The sequence below is a fragment of the Deltaproteobacteria bacterium genome (assembly GCA_020848905.1).
In the GTDB taxonomy this organism is placed as follows: domain Bacteria; phylum Myxococcota_A; class Polyangia.
This window is the reverse complement of sequence record JADLHG010000031.1, coordinates 66,123-79,810: the sequence shown is the minus strand read 5'-3', so window position 1 is coordinate 79,810 and position 13,688 is coordinate 66,123. Positions and strand designations below refer to the sequence as shown.

Genomic DNA, 13,688 nt, shown 5'->3' with positions numbered 1-13,688 from the left:
TCACTCGATCCCCATCGGCTTGAGGGCCTTCGCCACGGCCGCCAGGCGACTCGCCACGGAGGCATCCACGAGGGAGCGCGACGTCTGCACCACGCACCCGGCGCCGATCGTCGGGTCGGCCCGCAGGACGATGCCCTTGAGGTGCGGCTGCTCCGCGGTCAGGGCCGCGAGCCGCTCGCTGAGCAGCGCGTAGTCCTGCGTCGCGACGGCGACCTCGACGCGGTCGGCCTCGCCGATCAGCCCGAGCACCTCCCGGACGAGGCGCACGACGTACTCCGGCTCTTCCCGCACCTCGCGCTCGATGACCGCGCCGGCAACCGCCAGGGCCAGGTCCACGAGCTGCCCCTCCATGGCGTGCAGGATCCCGGTTCGAGCCTCGCCGAGCTGCTGGAGCAGCTCCTCGAGCCGCCCCGTGGCCTCCGCGTAGGCCTGCCGCCCGAGCTCCTCGCCCACCGCGCGCCCCTCGGCCTCGGCCTGGTCCCTGAGCTCGGCCAGCTCGACCGCCAGGAGCTCCTCGTCGGTCAGCCCGCGCTGGGAGGGATGCCCCGCCCCCGCGCCACCCAGGTCCACCTGCTGGTCGCCCGAAACGAAGGCCAGCCGCACCACCTTGGCTCCGGACGCGCCGAGCCAGGCGGGCCGATGGGCCTGCGTCGCAGCGGGGAAGGAGGCGGGGACGGGTTTGCGCACGCTACACCATGTTCTCGCCGCGGCCGGCGATGGTCAGTTTGCCTTCTTGGACGAGCCGCATGGCCAGCTCCACGATCTGGAACTGGGCCTGCTCCACGTCCGCCACGCGCACCGGGGGCATCATGGCCAGCTCCTCGAGGAGCATGGCGGCCGCGCGCGTGGACATGCAGCCGAGGATCTTCTGCTTGAGGGCCTCGGAGGCGGTCTTGAGGGCGATCATCAGGGTGTCGCTCTGCACCTGGCGCATCATCTCCTGCAGGCCGCGCTTGTCCGCGTCGATCAGGTCCTCGAAGGTGAACATCGCCTTGCGGAGCTGCGCCGCCTCGTTCGGGTGGGTCTCGGCCAGGCGCTCGAGAAGCTGCGTCGCGTCCTCGGTGGGCAGCTCGTTCAGGATCGCCGCTGCCGAACCCACGCCGTCCACGTCTCCCATCTCGCCCGGGGCCAGGTCGAGCGCGCCGAGCGCCGCCTCGGCGTCCGCGAAGGCCGCCTTCGGCACGCGGGTCAGCGTGGCGACGCGACGGAGGGTGTCGCACTGCTGGCTCGGGGACATCTTCTCCATCACGGCGCCCGCGATCACCGGCGGCAGGTGCGCCAGCACGGCGGCCATGACCTGCGGGTGCTCGGCCAGGAGCGCGAGCGCCACGGCGTCCGCGTCCGCGCTGGCGAGCGCCGCGAAGGGGGCCCGACCCGGCTGCCCGTCGGGGCCCCCGGGAAGGGCGAGCGTCGATTGCGGCGCGAGGAGCCGCAGGGCCTCCTCCTCGCCGCGGGCCTTGCTCACGAGCGAGTGCAGGTAGGCCGGCCCGCCGCGCATGGTCGTCAGCCCCGTCTTGAAGGCCCCGGCGAAGTCCAGGTACACGGACTCGAGCAGGTCCGAGCCGATCGGTCCGAGCTTCTCGACGGCGTCGCGCAGACGCTGGAGTTCTTGCTCTTCCATGTGCGCGATGACCTTCACGGCGCGCTCCTCGTCGAGACTGAGCAAAAAGACCGCCGCCTTGGCCGTGCCGTCGAGCTGCATGGTCTAGCCTCCCGCGATCCAGGCCCGGAGCACCTGGGCCGTGCGCGCCGCCTCGTGCTCGGCCGCCGCGAGAGCGAGCTGCCGCCCCTGCGACGTCCCCGTCCCCGGAAAGGTGGGCAGGTCCCCCGCGCCGAGCTGCAGCGTCTGCCCCGCGCCACCCGGCAGCGCCTGCGCCGTGGCCTCGAGCTCCTTGACCGTGGCCGGGAGCTGGAGCACCGCGGGGGCCCGCGCCGGCTTCCGGCCGCGGAGCAGGAGGAAGAACACGACCACCACGAGGAGCAGCGCTCCGCCCCCGACCGCCGCGTAGAGCGGGTTCTTCCTGAGGAGCTGCACGAGCGGCAGGGTCTCCGGCTCTTTCTCCACCGGCTGCACGTCGGTGAAGGGGATCGCCTTCAGCGTCACGACGTCGCCGCGGGTCGCAGAGAACCCGACCGCCTGCTTCACCACCTGCTCGAGGCCCTGGAGGTCCGCCGTGGTCACCCCCTCCGCCTTCTTCTGGCCCTTCCCCTGCACCGTCCGGCTGTCCACGAGCACCGCCACCGAGACGCGCTGGAGCTCGCCCGCCGGCGAGACGCGGCGCCGCACGGTCTTGGTGATCTCGAAGTTGCGCGTGACCTGCTTGCGGCTCATGCCGGCCTTGGTCTCGCCCGTCGTCGGTGCGGGAGCCCCCGCCGTCGGCGCGGGACCACCAGCCAGGTTTCCCTTCACGCCGGGGACGCCCCCCGCCTGAGCCCCCGAGGTGGCCTCCTTCTCCTCGGAGCTACTCTCGCTGCGCACGGCCGACTTGTCGCCGTCGTACTGCTCGTCCGTCTGCTCCACCTGCGCCAGCGCCACCTCGGCCGTCACCTTGACCACCGAGTGGCCGCGGCCGAGCGTCGCGTCGAGCAGCTCGCTCACCCGCTGCTCGAGGCTCGTCTCGAGGTTCTGTTTGTACTCGAGCGGTCCGCCGGTCCCCGCCAGCGCGCCCTTGGAGCCGCCCCAGAGCATGGTTCCCGCCGCATCCACCACCGTCACCGACTCGGCGTTGAGGCCCGCCACGCTCGACGAGACGAGGTGCACCACGGCCTTCACCGTCGAGGGGGAGAGCGTCCGGCCGGCGTGCAGGCGCAGCGTCACCGAGGCCGAGACGGGGCGCGCGCGGCGCGCGAAGAGCTGCTGGTTCGGCATCGCGACGTGCACGCGAGCGTTCTTCACCGCGTCGAGCTGTCCGATCGTGCGCTCGAGCTCGCCCTGCAGCGCGCGGCGGTAATTGATCTGCTGCGCGAAGTCGCTCACGCCGAACTTCTGGTTGTCGAAGATCTCGAAGCCCACGCCGCCCCCGCGCGGCAGCCCCTGACCGGCGAGGCTGAGGCGCAGCTCGTGGACCTTGTCGTGGGGCACGAGCACCGTGGCGCCGTCCCCCTCGATGCGAAAGGGCACGCGGCTCTTCTTCAGCTCCTCGGTGATCCGCCCGGCGTCCTCGACGGCCAGCCCGGTGAAGAGGGTCGAGTAGCTGGTGTGGTCGGCCCCGACGAGATAGCTGAGCCCGAGGACCGCCGCGAGGATCACCACCGCCGCCGACACGCGCGCCGCGCGCGACATGCCGAGGTAGACCTTCTTGAGCTGCTCGAGCAGTTTCTTGAGGGGTGCCGGCATCGGTTAGCCCATCCGCATGACTTCGCGATAGGCCTCGAGCAGCTTGTTCCGCACGCTCACCAGGAGCGAAAAGGAGATGTCCGCCTTCTCGAGGGCCAGCATCGTCTCGTGGAGGTTCTGGTGCTGCCCGTTCGCGTAGCCCTGGGTGGCCTGGTTCGCCGTCGCGTCGGTGGCCGCCACCTGCTTGAGCAGGTCCGCGAAGGTCTCGCCGCCGGCGGCTCCGGTGGCCTTCGACCCCTCGAGCGCGCCGCCCGGCTGGATCCCCTCGCTCGCGCGCGGGGGAAGCGACGCCTGGCGCTCGAGCATACCTGCCGTCACGGTGCTCCCGATGGGTGGAAGGGCCACGGCTTACCTCCCGATCGACAGGGCCTTGTTGGCCATCGACTTCAGGGTTTGGATCGTCGTCACCCCCGCCTCGTAGGCGCGGGACGCGGTGATCATGTCCACCATCTCTTCCACGAGGTTCACGTTCGGCATGGCCACCATGCCGCGCGCGTCGGCGTCGGGGTGGCTCGGGTCGTACACCTGCCGCGGGGCGCGCTGGTCCTGCACGACCCCCGTAACCTGCACGCCGCGGAGCGACGCGCTCAGGCGGTCGCGGAGCATCTGCCCGAAGGGCTGCGCCACCGGAACGGCCTGCAGGACCGGATCCTGCCGCTTGTACGGGCCTCCGTCGGCGCCGCGCGTGGTGTTGGCGTTCGCCACGTTGGCGGCGGTGACGTTCATGCGCGTACGGGACGCGGCGAGTCCGGAGGCCGCGATCTCGAGAGCGTTCATGAAGCTCATCTCGTTCTCCTCTAGCGCCGCTGCCCGTCGGTGGCGGCGTATCTGAGCATGCCGATGTGGCGCGAGATCATCTCCGCGGCCGCGCGGTAGCGGATGCTGTTGGCCGAGAGCTTGGCCATCTCCCGCTCGAGGCTGACCGCGTTGCCGTCGTTGCCCGCCGTGGCGCTCGGATCGGCGAAGACCCCCGACTGCATCCGCTCACCGGGCCCCGCGGGCAGATGGCCTTCGTTCGTGACCGCGAGGGTGCCGGCCTTGTCCAGGGAGGCCTGGAAGTTCACGTCGAGGGGCCGGTAACCGGGCGTCTCGGCGTTCGCCACGTTGGACGTCAGCAGCTCCTGCCGGAACTGGTGATAGTCCAGGCTGCGCTCGAGGGGGCTAAGGTCTCCGAATACACCCTTCATCGCGTCGTCCTCCGGCTCCACCGTGACTTAAGCAAGGCACGGGCCAGAGGCCGGACCCCCGATCTTCGCTACTTCGGCGGTGATGCGGGCCCGTGGTCGTCAGGGCGTTGACGATCGGTCGCGCCGTTTGACGATCGGCGTCTCCGTCGGTGAACCGAAAGGTAGGGTGTGTAGGAAAAGGTGCTTCGCTCAGGGACGCCGACTACCCGCCAACCTTCGCGTCGCCGACCTTGCCGTCGCGCGGTCGCGCGTCCCCCGGCTTACCGTCGCCGCCGCGCCCGTCTGCCGCGCGCCCATCGCCCGGTCTTCCATCCCCCGCGCGGCCATCCCCCTTCTTGCCGTCGGAGGCCGCCCCCTGGTCGCGAGCGCCGTCCCGCGCGCTGCCGTCCTTCGCGGCTCCGTCGCGCGCCCCGCCGTCCCGGGTGGCGCCGTCCTTCGCGCCCCCGTCGAGCGCGCCGTCCCTCGCGCCCCCGTCGAGCGCGCCGTCCTTCGCCCCTCCGTCGCCCCGCCCCCCGTCTCCGGTCGCCCCGCCGTCCGGCTTGAGCTGGCACTTCGCCAGCACGCAGATCTCCCCGCTCGGGCACTGGCTGTGCCGGATGCAGCCCGGATCGTTGCAGCCGGTCGCCGCGACGCCGAGGCTAGAAAGTAAAACGGAGACCCAGAGCCGCATCCAGCTTGGCCAGGACCCCGCCGTCGGGCAGGTCGCCACCCACGAAGAAGACATCGGTCCTCAACTCCAGCGCCACCCCGAGATGGGGCAGGAAGCGGTAGAAAGCCCCGACCGCAGCCTCGGCACCGAGGAGCGTGAAGGGCGCGAAGAAGAAGGGCACGCCGATGCCGCCGTAGATGGCGATGGGGACGCGCGAGAAGTGGAAGACCCGCTTCACCGACGGGTTGATCCCGACGGAGACGCGCCCCTCCACCTCGAGGATGAGGCTCGGAGTCCACTCCCAGAGACGATCCTTGTCGAAGATGAGCCCGACGTCGGCCTCGATGAAGACCGGCGACCGCTGCTTGAGGACCGTCCCCTCCCCCTTGCCGAGGGACATCCCCGAACCGCTCGAGACGGTCACCGCGATGTCCAGCTCCTGGGCCTGCCCGAGGGCCGGCCAGAGCAGCAGGGGGAAGGCGAGCAGCCAGCGTTTCATCAGGCCATCCGCCGGAGGTTGATCTCGCGGAGCAGGTCCCCGGGGCTCGTGGCGGCGCTCTGGGCCACCTCCACGCTGATGAGCTGGTTCTGCACCAGCTCGAGGAGCGACTGGTCCATGGTGTGCGTGTGATATTCGGTACGCCCCCGCTCGAGCGCCTGCCGGATCCCCTTGGTCTTGCTCTCGTCGAGGATGCACGAGCGAACGGTGGGTTCGTTGATCAGGACCTCGGTGGCGAGCACGCGCCCTCCGCCGCCCTTGCGCGGCAGGAGCCGCTGCGACACGACGGCGCGCAGGGCGTCCCCGAGGCGCATGCGCCAGTTGAGCTGCTCCTTCGCGTCGGCCATGCCCACCACGCCGTTGACCGAGGTGGTGGTGTCCGCGAAGTGCACGGCCGTCAGGACCAGGTGCCCCGTGATGGCGGCGTGCAGCGCGACCTCCATGGTCTCGCGGTCCCGGACCTCGCCGATCACCACCACGTCGGGATCCTGCCGGAGCGCCGCCTTCAGCCCCGCCTGGAAGGACTCCACGTTGCGGCCCACCTCGCGCTGCGTGATGCAGCTCGCCCCGTCCTCGAAGAGGAACTCCACCGGATCCTCGATGGTCACGATCCGACGGCAGCTCATCTTGGCCATCGTAGCCACGATGGAGGCCATGGTGGTGGACTTGCCCATGCCCGTCGCCCCCGTCACCATCACGAGCCCCGAGGTGTACTCGCAGATGCGCTTGACCACCGGGGGCAGGCGGAGCTGCTCGAGCGTGGGGATGGTGGCCGGGATGACGCGCAGCACCACGGCGGCCCCCCGGGTCTGCTGGAAGTAGTGCCCGCGAAAGCGCCCGGCCCCCGGCCAGTCGCAGGAGAACTCCGTCTGCTGGAGCTGCGCGAATTCCGCCGCGGGCCGGCCGGTGAGTCGCTCGCACAGCATCTCGAGCTCGCCCTCCTCGATCTTCGGGAACTCCACGGGCCGGAGCAGTCCCTGCACCCGGCACATGGGCACCGCGCCCGTCTTCAGATGCACATCCGACGCCCCGAACTGAAAGGCCGCTTGCAGCACGCGGCCCAGATCGGGCCTAGCAGGATCCATCCATCACCTCCGGAAGAGTCGTCCTCGGGGGCCTCAGGGCCGACCCACCGTGAAGCATTCCCTCGAGCTGCTGCGCGAGGGGCACCACGAAGGGCTGTTCGAGGAAGAGCTCCACCGTGCGGCGGGCCTCGAGGCTCGCCAGCTCCCGGGGCTCGAGCGCGCTCATCAAGCCGCGCACGACCCTCGGGAAACGCGCCTTCACCGCCTCCAGCAGCTCGACCCCGCTCATCCCCGGCATGTCGTTGTCCGTGAGCACCAGGTCGACGGGCGTCGACTCGAGCTGAGCGAACGCCGACCGTGCGTCGAGGGCCACGAGTACATGATAGCCGCGGAGCTGGCGGGCGAGAGCCCTAAGGAGCCGTTCCTCGTCATCCACAAGGAGAATGGTGAAGGGTCGATCGAACATGTCCAAGAAAATTGCAACGCGCGTGCCCGAGAATTTCCGTGACATGTCGAAGGGGGACACGCGCGAGCGTCACGGCCGTGACGCCCTACCGCCAAGCGCTCGTCAGTCCTGGCCGGTCACGAACTGGGGGAGCTTGCGCAGCTTCTCGACGAGGGTGGTGCGGTTCAGGCCGAGGATCTTGGCCGCCTGGTTCCGGTTGCCGCCCGTCTGGCTGAGCGCCTTGCTGATCATCGACTCCTCGAAGCGCTGGAGCGCGCTCCGCAGATCGAAGCCCTCCGCGGGCAGCATCGGCTCCGGTCCGGTGCTCTCCTGGGCGGGCTGAGCCTGCTCGCGGGTGATGCTCGGGGGGAGGTGCTCGAGCTCCACCCGCTGGCCGCGGTGCAGGATGACCAGCCGCTCGATCACGTTGCGGAGCTGACGCACGTTGCCGGGCCACCGGAAGCGCAGGAGCGCGTCCTCGACCGAGGGGGTCAAGGTGGGTGCCGGTAGGGCACGCTGCTCGCTCACCGTCTCGAGGAAGTACCGTACGAGGCCCGGGATGTCGTCGCGCCGTTCCTGTAGCGACGGCAGGTGGATCTGGACCACGTTGAGCCGGTAGAAGAGGTCCTCGCGAAAGGTCCCCTGGTCGGACATCGCCTCCAGGTCTCGATTCGTGGCGGCGATGATGCGTACGTTCACCTTCTGCGAGCGGCTCTCGCCCACCGGGGTGATCTCGTAGTCCTGCAGCACCCGGAGCAGCTTGCTCTGGATATTCAGATCCATCTCCCCGATCTCGTCGAGGAACAGGGTGCCGCTGTCCGCCGCGGCGAAGCGGCCGACCCGCGCCGTCGCGGCCCCGGTGAAGGCTCCCTTGGCGTGCCCGAAGAGCTCGCTCTCCACGAGCTCCTTCGGAATGGCGGGACAGTTGACCGGGATGCAGGGGGCCGCGCGCCGCGGGCTCCCGCGATGCAGCGCCCGCGCGAAGAGCTCCTTGCCCGTACCGCTCTCGCCGGTGACGAGGATCGGGCAATCCACTTCGGAGGCGTGCATGCCCATGGTCAGGGCCTGCACGAGCGCCCGCGACTCGCCGACGATCTCCTTGGCGTACATCGCCCGCCACGAGTGCACATCGGCCACGCGGGCCGGGGCAGCCACCTTGGTGTAGGGGGCGAGGTCGCCGGCGCGCACGGGCTTCAAGATCACGTGCTCGGCGCCGCGCTGCACGGCCTGCACGACCCGCTGGACGTTCTCGGGATGGCAGGCGGCGATCACGCGGCACTCGAGGCGCCGCGCGCCGTCGATCACCTGATCCACCTCCAGCTCGCCCGGATGATCCAGGTCCACGAGCACCGTGTCACCCGGCGTCAGGCTGGTGAGCGAGGGGAGGAGCTGCGTGGTGGTGAGGCACTGAACGGCGGTGACGAAGGAAAGCTGCCCGCTACACCAAAGGGTCATCGTCTCCCTCGTCCTACAACCACAAGCCCAGATCGTACGTGTGCCCCGTTACACCGGATCATCGGACTCCGGATCCTGTTCTTTAGCAAAAAAAATCATGGTCCGCCCGCCCCGAGTCTTTGGCGCTCCGTGTCATGACGCGGTCGCTCAAGGTCCCGGCCGCTCGACCGTTGTGAGGACGAAGGACCGGTGGCGATGATCAAGCTAACCCGACTCAACAAGTCGACCCTGGTGGTCAACTCCGACCTGATCGAGTTCATGGAGGTGACCCCCGATACGGTGATCACCCTCATCACGGGGGAGAAGATCATGGTCGCCGAGGGGATCGACGACATCATCAGCCGCATCATCGCCTTTCGCCGCGCCACGGGTGGTCGCTATCCCCACACGAACGCCTTCCGGGCGCTGAGTGACCCCCAGGCGCCGTCGGACTACGAGGATCTCGAGCGCGCCCGCGTGCAGGACCCCAGAGGAGACGACTAATGGACCTCGGCAGCATCCTCGGCGTCGTCATCGCCGCGGTGGGCATCATCGTCGGCATGTATCTGGAGGGGGGCAGCATCCTCCAGATCCTGCAGCCCACGGCCGGCATGATCGTGTTCGGCGGGACCATCGGGGCCTGCATGATCGCCTTCCCGCTGAAGACCTTCATCCAGTCCTTCAAGGACCTGAAGAAGCTCATCTTCGAGCCCAAGGCGAATGGCGAGGAGCTCATCAAGGAGCTCGTGGGGTACGCCCACAAGGCCCGCAAAGACGGCATCCTGGCCCTCGAGGCCGAGCTGCCGAAGGTCAAGGACCCCTTCCTCCGCAAGTCCCTCGGTTCGGCGGTGGACGGCGTGGAGCCGAAGGCCGCGCGGGCCGCGATGGAGCTCGAAATCCAGTTCGCCGAGGAACACGGCGAGCAGGTGCCGAAGGTCTTCGAGTCGGCGGGCGGCTTCGCCCCGACGGTGGGCATCCTCGGCGCCGTGCTCGGACTGATCCAGGTGATGCAGCACCTCGACAACATCAACGAGGTGGGACACGGCATCGCCGTGGCCTTCGTGGCCACGATCTACGGCGTGGGCGCGGCGAACCTCTTCTTCCTGCCCGCCGCGGGGAAGCTGAAGATCAAGCACCGGCAAGAGATCGTCGTGCGCGAGATGATGGTCGAGGGCGTCATCGGCATCCTCGAGGGGCTGAGCCCGCGCCTTCTGGAGGACCGCCTGCGGGCCTTCGTGGCGCACGAGATGCACAAGATCGAGAAGTCCGGCGGCGAGAAGGAATAAGGCCGCGCGGCGACGCGAGGCGGAGCGCAACCCATGGCCCGGAAACGAAAACACGCGGCCCACGAGAACCACGAGCGCTGGCTCGTCTCGTACGCGGACTTCATCACGCTGCTCTTCGCCTTCTTCGTGGTGCTCTTCTCCTCCTCGCAGGTCGACCAGCGCAAGGTGGGAAAGCTCGCGCGATCGATCCAGGGGGCCTTTCTCGAACTCTCCATCGCGCCGACGCCCGGCAGCCGGAACCCCATCATGGACCGCGGGCAGTTCCCCGGAGACACGCTGCAGCAGCTCGAGCGGCTGGCCAAGGGACCCAAGGACCACAAGCCGCGCGTGCTCGGTAGCTCGGGGCTCAAGAAGCTCAAGAAGAAGCTCGAATCGCAGCTCTCGGCGGAGAACCTCTCGGGCAAGGTCCGCATCGGCATGGACGACCGCGGCCTGACCATCACGCTCGCCGAGGGGTTCTTCTTCGACTCGGGCTCGGCGGCGGTCCGCAAGAACTCGCTCCCCACGCTGGAGCGCATCTCACGCCTCTTGCGCTCGCTCGGCAACGCCCTGCGCGTCGAGGGACATACCGACGACAGGCCGATCAAGACCGCGCGCTTCCCCTCCAACTGGGAGCTCTCGACCGCGCGGGCGACCTACGTGGTCTCGTACCTCATCCAGCACTTCGAGGCGGACCCGCGGCAGCTCTCCGCCGCCGGCTACGGCGAGTGGCGGCCCACGGCCACGAACGATACGGCCGAGGGGCGGGCCATGAACCGGCGCGTGGACATCGTGGTGCTGAGCAGCGAGGCCATGACGCAGGAGCCCAAGCTCAAGCCCAACCTCTCCGACGACGACGAGAAGCAGCCGGCCAGCGCACCGGCGGCCTCGTCCGGCAGCGCCCCCACGCCCGCCTCCGCCCCCACGTCCGCGCCCACGAGCGCCCCGGTGACCGACGAGAAGAAGCCGGCAAAGAACGCCGCGGGCGCTCCCACCGGAGACCACAAGCCCGCCGCGCACGGGCACTGATCGCGGATACGCTCAAGTCCCGCCCCTCCCGGCCGTTGTGAGAGCAGGAGGATCGAGAACATGGCGGGAGATCGTCGGCAGTCCACCCCCGTTTCGCGCATCGGCGAGATCGTCCGGGAGCGCACCTACGTCATCGCGGAGATCGGCCAGAACCACCAGGGCGACCTCTCCATCGCGCGCGAGCTCGTGCGCACGGCGAAGCTCTGCGGCGCCGACGCGGTGAAGTCCCAGAAGCGGGACATCCGCACCCTGCTCACCCCCGAGGAGTACGCGAAGCCCTACGACTCGCCGCACTCCTTCGGCAAGACCTACGGCGAGCACCGCGAGGCGCTCGAGCTCTCTCGCGAGGCGCACGCGGAGCTCCTGGCGTACGCGAACGAGCTCGGCCTCGAGTACTTCTGCAGCCCGTGGGACGTGCCGAGCGCGCGGCTCCTGCACGAGATCGGCACGCCGCTCTTCAAGGTGCCGTCGGCCGCGCTCACGCAGCACGCGCTGCTCCGCGAGCTCGCCTCGTACCGCAAGCCGATCATCCTCTCGACGGGGATGTCGACGCTCGACGAGATCGACGCGGCGGTCGGCGTGCTCTCCGGCGCCGAGCTCTACCTGATGCAGTGTACCTCGGCCTACCCGGCGACCTTCGACTCCATCAACCTGCGCGCGGTCCCGACCCTCGCCGAGCGCTACGAGCGCCCGGTGGGGCTCTCCGGCCACCACAAGGGGATCGCGGTGGACGCCGCCGCGGTGGCCCTCGGCGCACGGCTGCTCGAACGGCACTTCACCCTGGACCGCACCTGGCGCGGCACGGACCACGCGGCCAGCCTCGAGCCCACCGGCCTCTCGCGCCTGGTGCGCGACGTGCGCGCGGTCGAGACCTCGATGGGAGACGGCGTGAAACGCCTGCAAGAGTGCGAGCTCGCCTCCCGCGCCAAGCTGCGCGGCGTGCGCCAGCAGACCAAGGCGGAGGCGGCGTGATGGGCGCGAAGCCGTACGTGGCGGCCGTGATTCCGGCGCGAGGCGGTTCGACGCGCCTTCCGGGCAAGAACGTGGCGCTCCTCGGCGGTAGACCGCTCATCGCGCACACCATCTCCGCAGCGCTGGGAGCCCGGAGCGTGGACGAGGTGTTCGTGAGCACCGACCACCAGGAGATCGCGAACGTCTCGCGGCGCTGGGGGGCGCAGGTGATCCAGCGGCCGGCGGAGCTCGCCACGGCGCAGTCTCCGACGGAGCCGTGTCTCATCCACGCGGTGCGCGCCATCGAGGCCCGTCGCGGCCACCCGGTGGACGTGCTGGTCCTGCTCCAGCCCACCTCGCCGCTGCGCGGGGCGGGACGCATCGACCAGGCCGTCCGGCTGCTCGTCGAGAGCGGCTGCGACTCGGTGGCGAGCGTGGTGAAGGACATCCATTACTATTTCCTCGGGGAGCTCGGCCCGCAGAGCGAGCTGAAGGTCGGCTACGACCCGAACAACCGGCTCCGGACGCAGGACATCCCGCCCCGCTATCGGGAAAACGGGGCCATCTACGTCATGACGCGGGAGCAGCTCATGGACCGCGGCTGCCGGATGGGGGGGGACCTCCGCGCGCTGGTCATGGACGAGACGGAGTCGGTGGACATCGACACCATGCTGGACCTGCAGCACTGCGAGCTGCTCCTCCCGCGCACGAGCGCCGGGGAGCTCGTCCGCCCGGCGACGGTGGAGACGCCCGCGCTGACCGCCGCGTAGTCTCGCCCGAGGACAGCCGGCCCACGCGCTTGTCCCGCTCCTCCGGACGACTCCGCTGGTTGGGCCCTAATATTTTGTAGTCCAAAGCTTTTCCGTCCAGGCCTCGGCGGGTCTTTCGCTAGCTTTAGCAAGTTAGACTACGCTATAGTCAAGCATCAAACGCAACGGTCGAGGCCGGTCGCGCAGCTGTTGCGCTCCCGGCGTCAGCGTTCGACGCAAGGCACGTGTGGATGGCACAGAGCGGTTCCCCCCTGCGGCTTCGCGTCCTGCTCGTGGACGACGACCCCGACGTGGGGCACTGGTTCACGGTCCGCTTCGCGGATGAGCCGGTAGAACTCTTCCTGGCGCCCGACGGGCCGACGGCCCTCGCCCTGCTCTCCGACCGCGCGGTGGACCTCGCGATCGTGGACGAGGTGCTCCCCGGGATGGACGGCATCCAGGTTCTCGAGCAGCTTCGAAGCCGCTGGCCCGGGGTCGTGCGCGTCATGCTGACCGGACACCCCTCTCCGGACGTCGTGATCGGCTCGGTCAACCAGGGGGGCGTGCACAAGGTCATCCCCAAGGGACTCGACCTCGAGGATGCCAAGGGCCTGCTCGACGAGGTCATCAACGAGGGACTGGCGCGGGTCGCCAGCGCAGGGCCGTAGGACCCCTAACTATCGCGACACGCACCGGCTATCCGGCGGCGCCGCGCAACGAGCCGTCCCAGGATGCGCAGCTGCGACGTCATCTCCGCCGAGATCCAGGCCACCTTCGGCTACGTTCCGGCGCTCTTTCGTCCGGTGCTGCGCCAGCCGGAGCTCCTCGAGCTGCTCTGGCAACAGCTCCAGGGCGGACTCCTCCTGAACCCCATCCCGCCGCTCCTCCGGCACCGCCTCGCCTTGAGGTGGGCCCGGCATAGCGCCGCTCCGTACGCGCTCCTGTCGCACTGCGCGGGCCTGCACGCCCTCGGTGTGCGGGCGTACACCATATTGGACCTTCTCGAGGCGGCCCTGCCTCAGGCCGACCTGGAGCTGGACCTGCACCTCGAGCGGCTGGAGCTGTTGAGTCCCCAGACCTGGCCCGCGGCCGGGGCTCCCGTCGAGCTGAGCCTGCTC

17 protein-coding genes are annotated in these 13,688 nt (G+C 69.7%); 6 read left to right on the top strand and 11 right to left on the bottom strand.

Annotation, left to right across the window (positions count from 1 at the left end; genetic code table 11):
• The 11 genes from IT371_12550 to IT371_12500 all read right to left on the bottom strand — a co-directional run bounded on the left by IT371_12550 (position 1) and on the right by IT371_12500 (position 8,597).
• Positions 1-687 carry a hypothetical protein gene (locus IT371_12550; GenBank protein ID MCC6748485.1) on the bottom strand — a complete coding sequence of 229 codons (687 nt, stop codon included), beginning with the start codon at positions 685-687 and terminating at the stop codon, positions 1-3.
• Position 688: 1 nt separating this feature from the next.
• Entirely contained in the window at positions 689-1,702 is a 1,014-nt protein-coding gene (locus tag IT371_12545) for a hypothetical protein (protein MCC6748484.1), read from the bottom strand.
• Between the two features lie 3 nt (positions 1,703-1,705).
• Positions 1,706-3,337, bottom strand: coding sequence for a flagellar M-ring protein FliF (gene fliF, locus IT371_12540; protein ID MCC6748483.1), 1,632 nt, complete (start codon positions 3,335-3,337; stop codon positions 1,706-1,708).
• A 3-nt stretch (positions 3,338-3,340) separates the two neighbouring features.
• Positions 3,341-3,643: a flagellar hook-basal body complex protein FliE gene (fliE, locus tag IT371_12535; GenBank protein MCC6748482.1), complete on the bottom strand. Its 303-nt coding sequence runs from the start codon at positions 3,641-3,643 to the stop codon at positions 3,341-3,343.
• 42 nt (positions 3,644-3,685) lie between these two features.
• Positions 3,686-4,123 carry a flagellar basal body rod protein FlgC gene (gene flgC, locus IT371_12530; GenBank protein ID MCC6748481.1) on the bottom strand — a complete coding sequence of 146 codons (438 nt, stop codon included), beginning with the start codon at positions 4,121-4,123 and terminating at the stop codon, positions 3,686-3,688.
• Between the two features lie 11 nt (positions 4,124-4,134).
• Positions 4,135-4,524, bottom strand: a complete 390-nt coding sequence (flgB, locus tag IT371_12525) for a flagellar basal body rod protein FlgB (GenBank protein ID MCC6748480.1) — start codon at positions 4,522-4,524, stop codon at positions 4,135-4,137.
• A gap of 202 nt (positions 4,525-4,726) precedes the next feature.
• Positions 4,727-5,248, bottom strand: a complete 522-nt coding sequence (locus tag IT371_12520) for a hypothetical protein (GenBank protein MCC6748479.1) — start codon at positions 5,246-5,248, stop codon at positions 4,727-4,729.
• The gene (locus tag IT371_12515; protein MCC6748478.1) at positions 5,163-5,672 is read right to left on the bottom strand and encodes a hypothetical protein; all 510 of its coding nucleotides are present in this window, start codon (positions 5,670-5,672) and stop codon (positions 5,163-5,165) included. The genes IT371_12520 and IT371_12515 overlap by 86 nt, the downstream gene beginning before the upstream one ends.
• The gene (locus IT371_12510; GenBank protein MCC6748477.1) at positions 5,672-6,757 is read right to left on the bottom strand and encodes a PilT/PilU family type 4a pilus ATPase; all 1,086 of its coding nucleotides are present in this window, start codon (positions 6,755-6,757) and stop codon (positions 5,672-5,674) included. The genes IT371_12515 and IT371_12510 overlap by 1 nt, the downstream gene beginning before the upstream one ends.
• Positions 6,744-7,163 (bottom strand): response regulator, encoded by a 420-nt coding sequence (locus IT371_12505; protein ID MCC6748476.1) that lies wholly within the window; start codon positions 7,161-7,163, stop codon positions 6,744-6,746. Before IT371_12505 ends, IT371_12510 begins: the two co-directional genes overlap by 14 nt.
• Before the next feature lie 102 nt (positions 7,164-7,265).
• Positions 7,266-8,597, bottom strand: coding sequence for a sigma-54-dependent Fis family transcriptional regulator (locus IT371_12500; GenBank protein MCC6748475.1), 1,332 nt, complete (start codon positions 8,595-8,597; stop codon positions 7,266-7,268).
• A gap of 195 nt (positions 8,598-8,792) precedes the next feature.
• Here IT371_12500 and IT371_12495 point away from each other — a divergent pair, with 195 nt between their 5' ends.
• The 6 genes from IT371_12495 (at position 8,793) to IT371_12470 (ending at position 13,238) form a co-directional block, all read left to right on the top strand.
• A complete protein-coding gene (locus IT371_12495) occupies positions 8,793-9,080 on the top strand; it encodes a flagellar FlbD family protein (protein ID MCC6748474.1) in 288 nt (95 codons plus the stop codon).
• Positions 9,080-9,862: a flagellar motor protein gene (locus IT371_12490; protein ID MCC6748473.1), complete on the top strand. Its 783-nt coding sequence runs from the start codon at positions 9,080-9,082 to the stop codon at positions 9,860-9,862. Before IT371_12495 ends, IT371_12490 begins: the two co-directional genes overlap by 1 nt.
• A gap of 33 nt (positions 9,863-9,895) precedes the next feature.
• The gene (locus IT371_12485; GenBank protein ID MCC6748472.1) at positions 9,896-10,870 is read left to right on the top strand and encodes an OmpA family protein; all 975 of its coding nucleotides are present in this window, start codon (positions 9,896-9,898) and stop codon (positions 10,868-10,870) included.
• 60 nt (positions 10,871-10,930) lie between these two features.
• Complete coding sequence (locus IT371_12480) at positions 10,931-11,842, top strand: N-acetylneuraminate synthase family protein (protein ID MCC6748471.1); 912 nt, start codon at positions 10,931-10,933, stop codon at positions 11,840-11,842.
• Positions 11,842-12,591, top strand: a complete 750-nt coding sequence (locus tag IT371_12475; GenBank protein MCC6748470.1) for an acylneuraminate cytidylyltransferase family protein — start codon at positions 11,842-11,844, stop codon at positions 12,589-12,591. The genes IT371_12480 and IT371_12475 overlap by 1 nt, the downstream gene beginning before the upstream one ends.
• A 230-nt stretch (positions 12,592-12,821) precedes the next feature.
• Positions 12,822-13,238 (top strand): response regulator, encoded by a 417-nt coding sequence (locus IT371_12470; GenBank protein MCC6748469.1) that lies wholly within the window; start codon positions 12,822-12,824, stop codon positions 13,236-13,238.
• Positions 13,239-13,688 lie beyond the last annotated feature (450 nt).

Excerpts from the sequence above, each read along its gene's own strand:
- IT371_12545 (MCC6748484.1), bottom strand. The coding sequence starts at position 1,702 with ATGCAGCTCGACGGCACGGCCAAGGCGGCGGTCTTTTTGCTCAGTCTC.
- fliF (MCC6748483.1), bottom strand. The coding sequence starts at position 3,337 with ATGCCGGCACCCCTCAAGAAACTGCTCGAGCAGCTCAAGAAGGTCTAC.
- fliE (MCC6748482.1), bottom strand. The coding sequence starts at position 3,643 with ATGCTCGAGCGCCAGGCGTCGCTTCCCCCGCGCGCGAGCGAGGGGATC.
- flgC (MCC6748481.1), bottom strand. The coding sequence starts at position 4,123 with ATGAGCTTCATGAACGCTCTCGAGATCGCGGCCTCCGGACTCGCCGCG.
- flgB (MCC6748480.1), bottom strand. The coding sequence starts at position 4,524 with ATGAAGGGTGTATTCGGAGACCTTAGCCCCCTCGAGCGCAGCCTGGAC.
- IT371_12520 (MCC6748479.1), bottom strand. The coding sequence starts at position 5,248 with ATGTCTTCTTCGTGGGTGGCGACCTGCCCGACGGCGGGGTCCTGGCCA.
- IT371_12515 (MCC6748478.1), bottom strand. The coding sequence starts at position 5,672 with ATGAAACGCTGGCTGCTCGCCTTCCCCCTGCTGCTCTGGCCGGCCCTC.
- IT371_12510 (MCC6748477.1), bottom strand. The coding sequence starts at position 6,757 with ATGGATCCTGCTAGGCCCGATCTGGGCCGCGTGCTGCAAGCGGCCTTT.
- IT371_12505 (MCC6748476.1), bottom strand. The coding sequence starts at position 7,163 with ATGTTCGATCGACCCTTCACCATTCTCCTTGTGGATGACGAGGAACGG.
- IT371_12500 (MCC6748475.1), bottom strand. The coding sequence starts at position 8,597 with ATGACCCTTTGGTGTAGCGGGCAGCTTTCCTTCGTCACCGCCGTTCAG.
- IT371_12495 (MCC6748474.1), top strand. The coding sequence starts at position 8,793 with ATGATCAAGCTAACCCGACTCAACAAGTCGACCCTGGTGGTCAACTCC.
- IT371_12490 (MCC6748473.1), top strand. The coding sequence starts at position 9,080 with ATGGACCTCGGCAGCATCCTCGGCGTCGTCATCGCCGCGGTGGGCATC.
- IT371_12485 (MCC6748472.1), top strand. The coding sequence starts at position 9,896 with ATGGCCCGGAAACGAAAACACGCGGCCCACGAGAACCACGAGCGCTGG.
- IT371_12480 (MCC6748471.1), top strand. The coding sequence starts at position 10,931 with ATGGCGGGAGATCGTCGGCAGTCCACCCCCGTTTCGCGCATCGGCGAG.
- IT371_12475 (MCC6748470.1), top strand. The coding sequence starts at position 11,842 with ATGGGCGCGAAGCCGTACGTGGCGGCCGTGATTCCGGCGCGAGGCGGT.
- IT371_12470 (MCC6748469.1), top strand. The coding sequence starts at position 12,822 with ATGGCACAGAGCGGTTCCCCCCTGCGGCTTCGCGTCCTGCTCGTGGAC.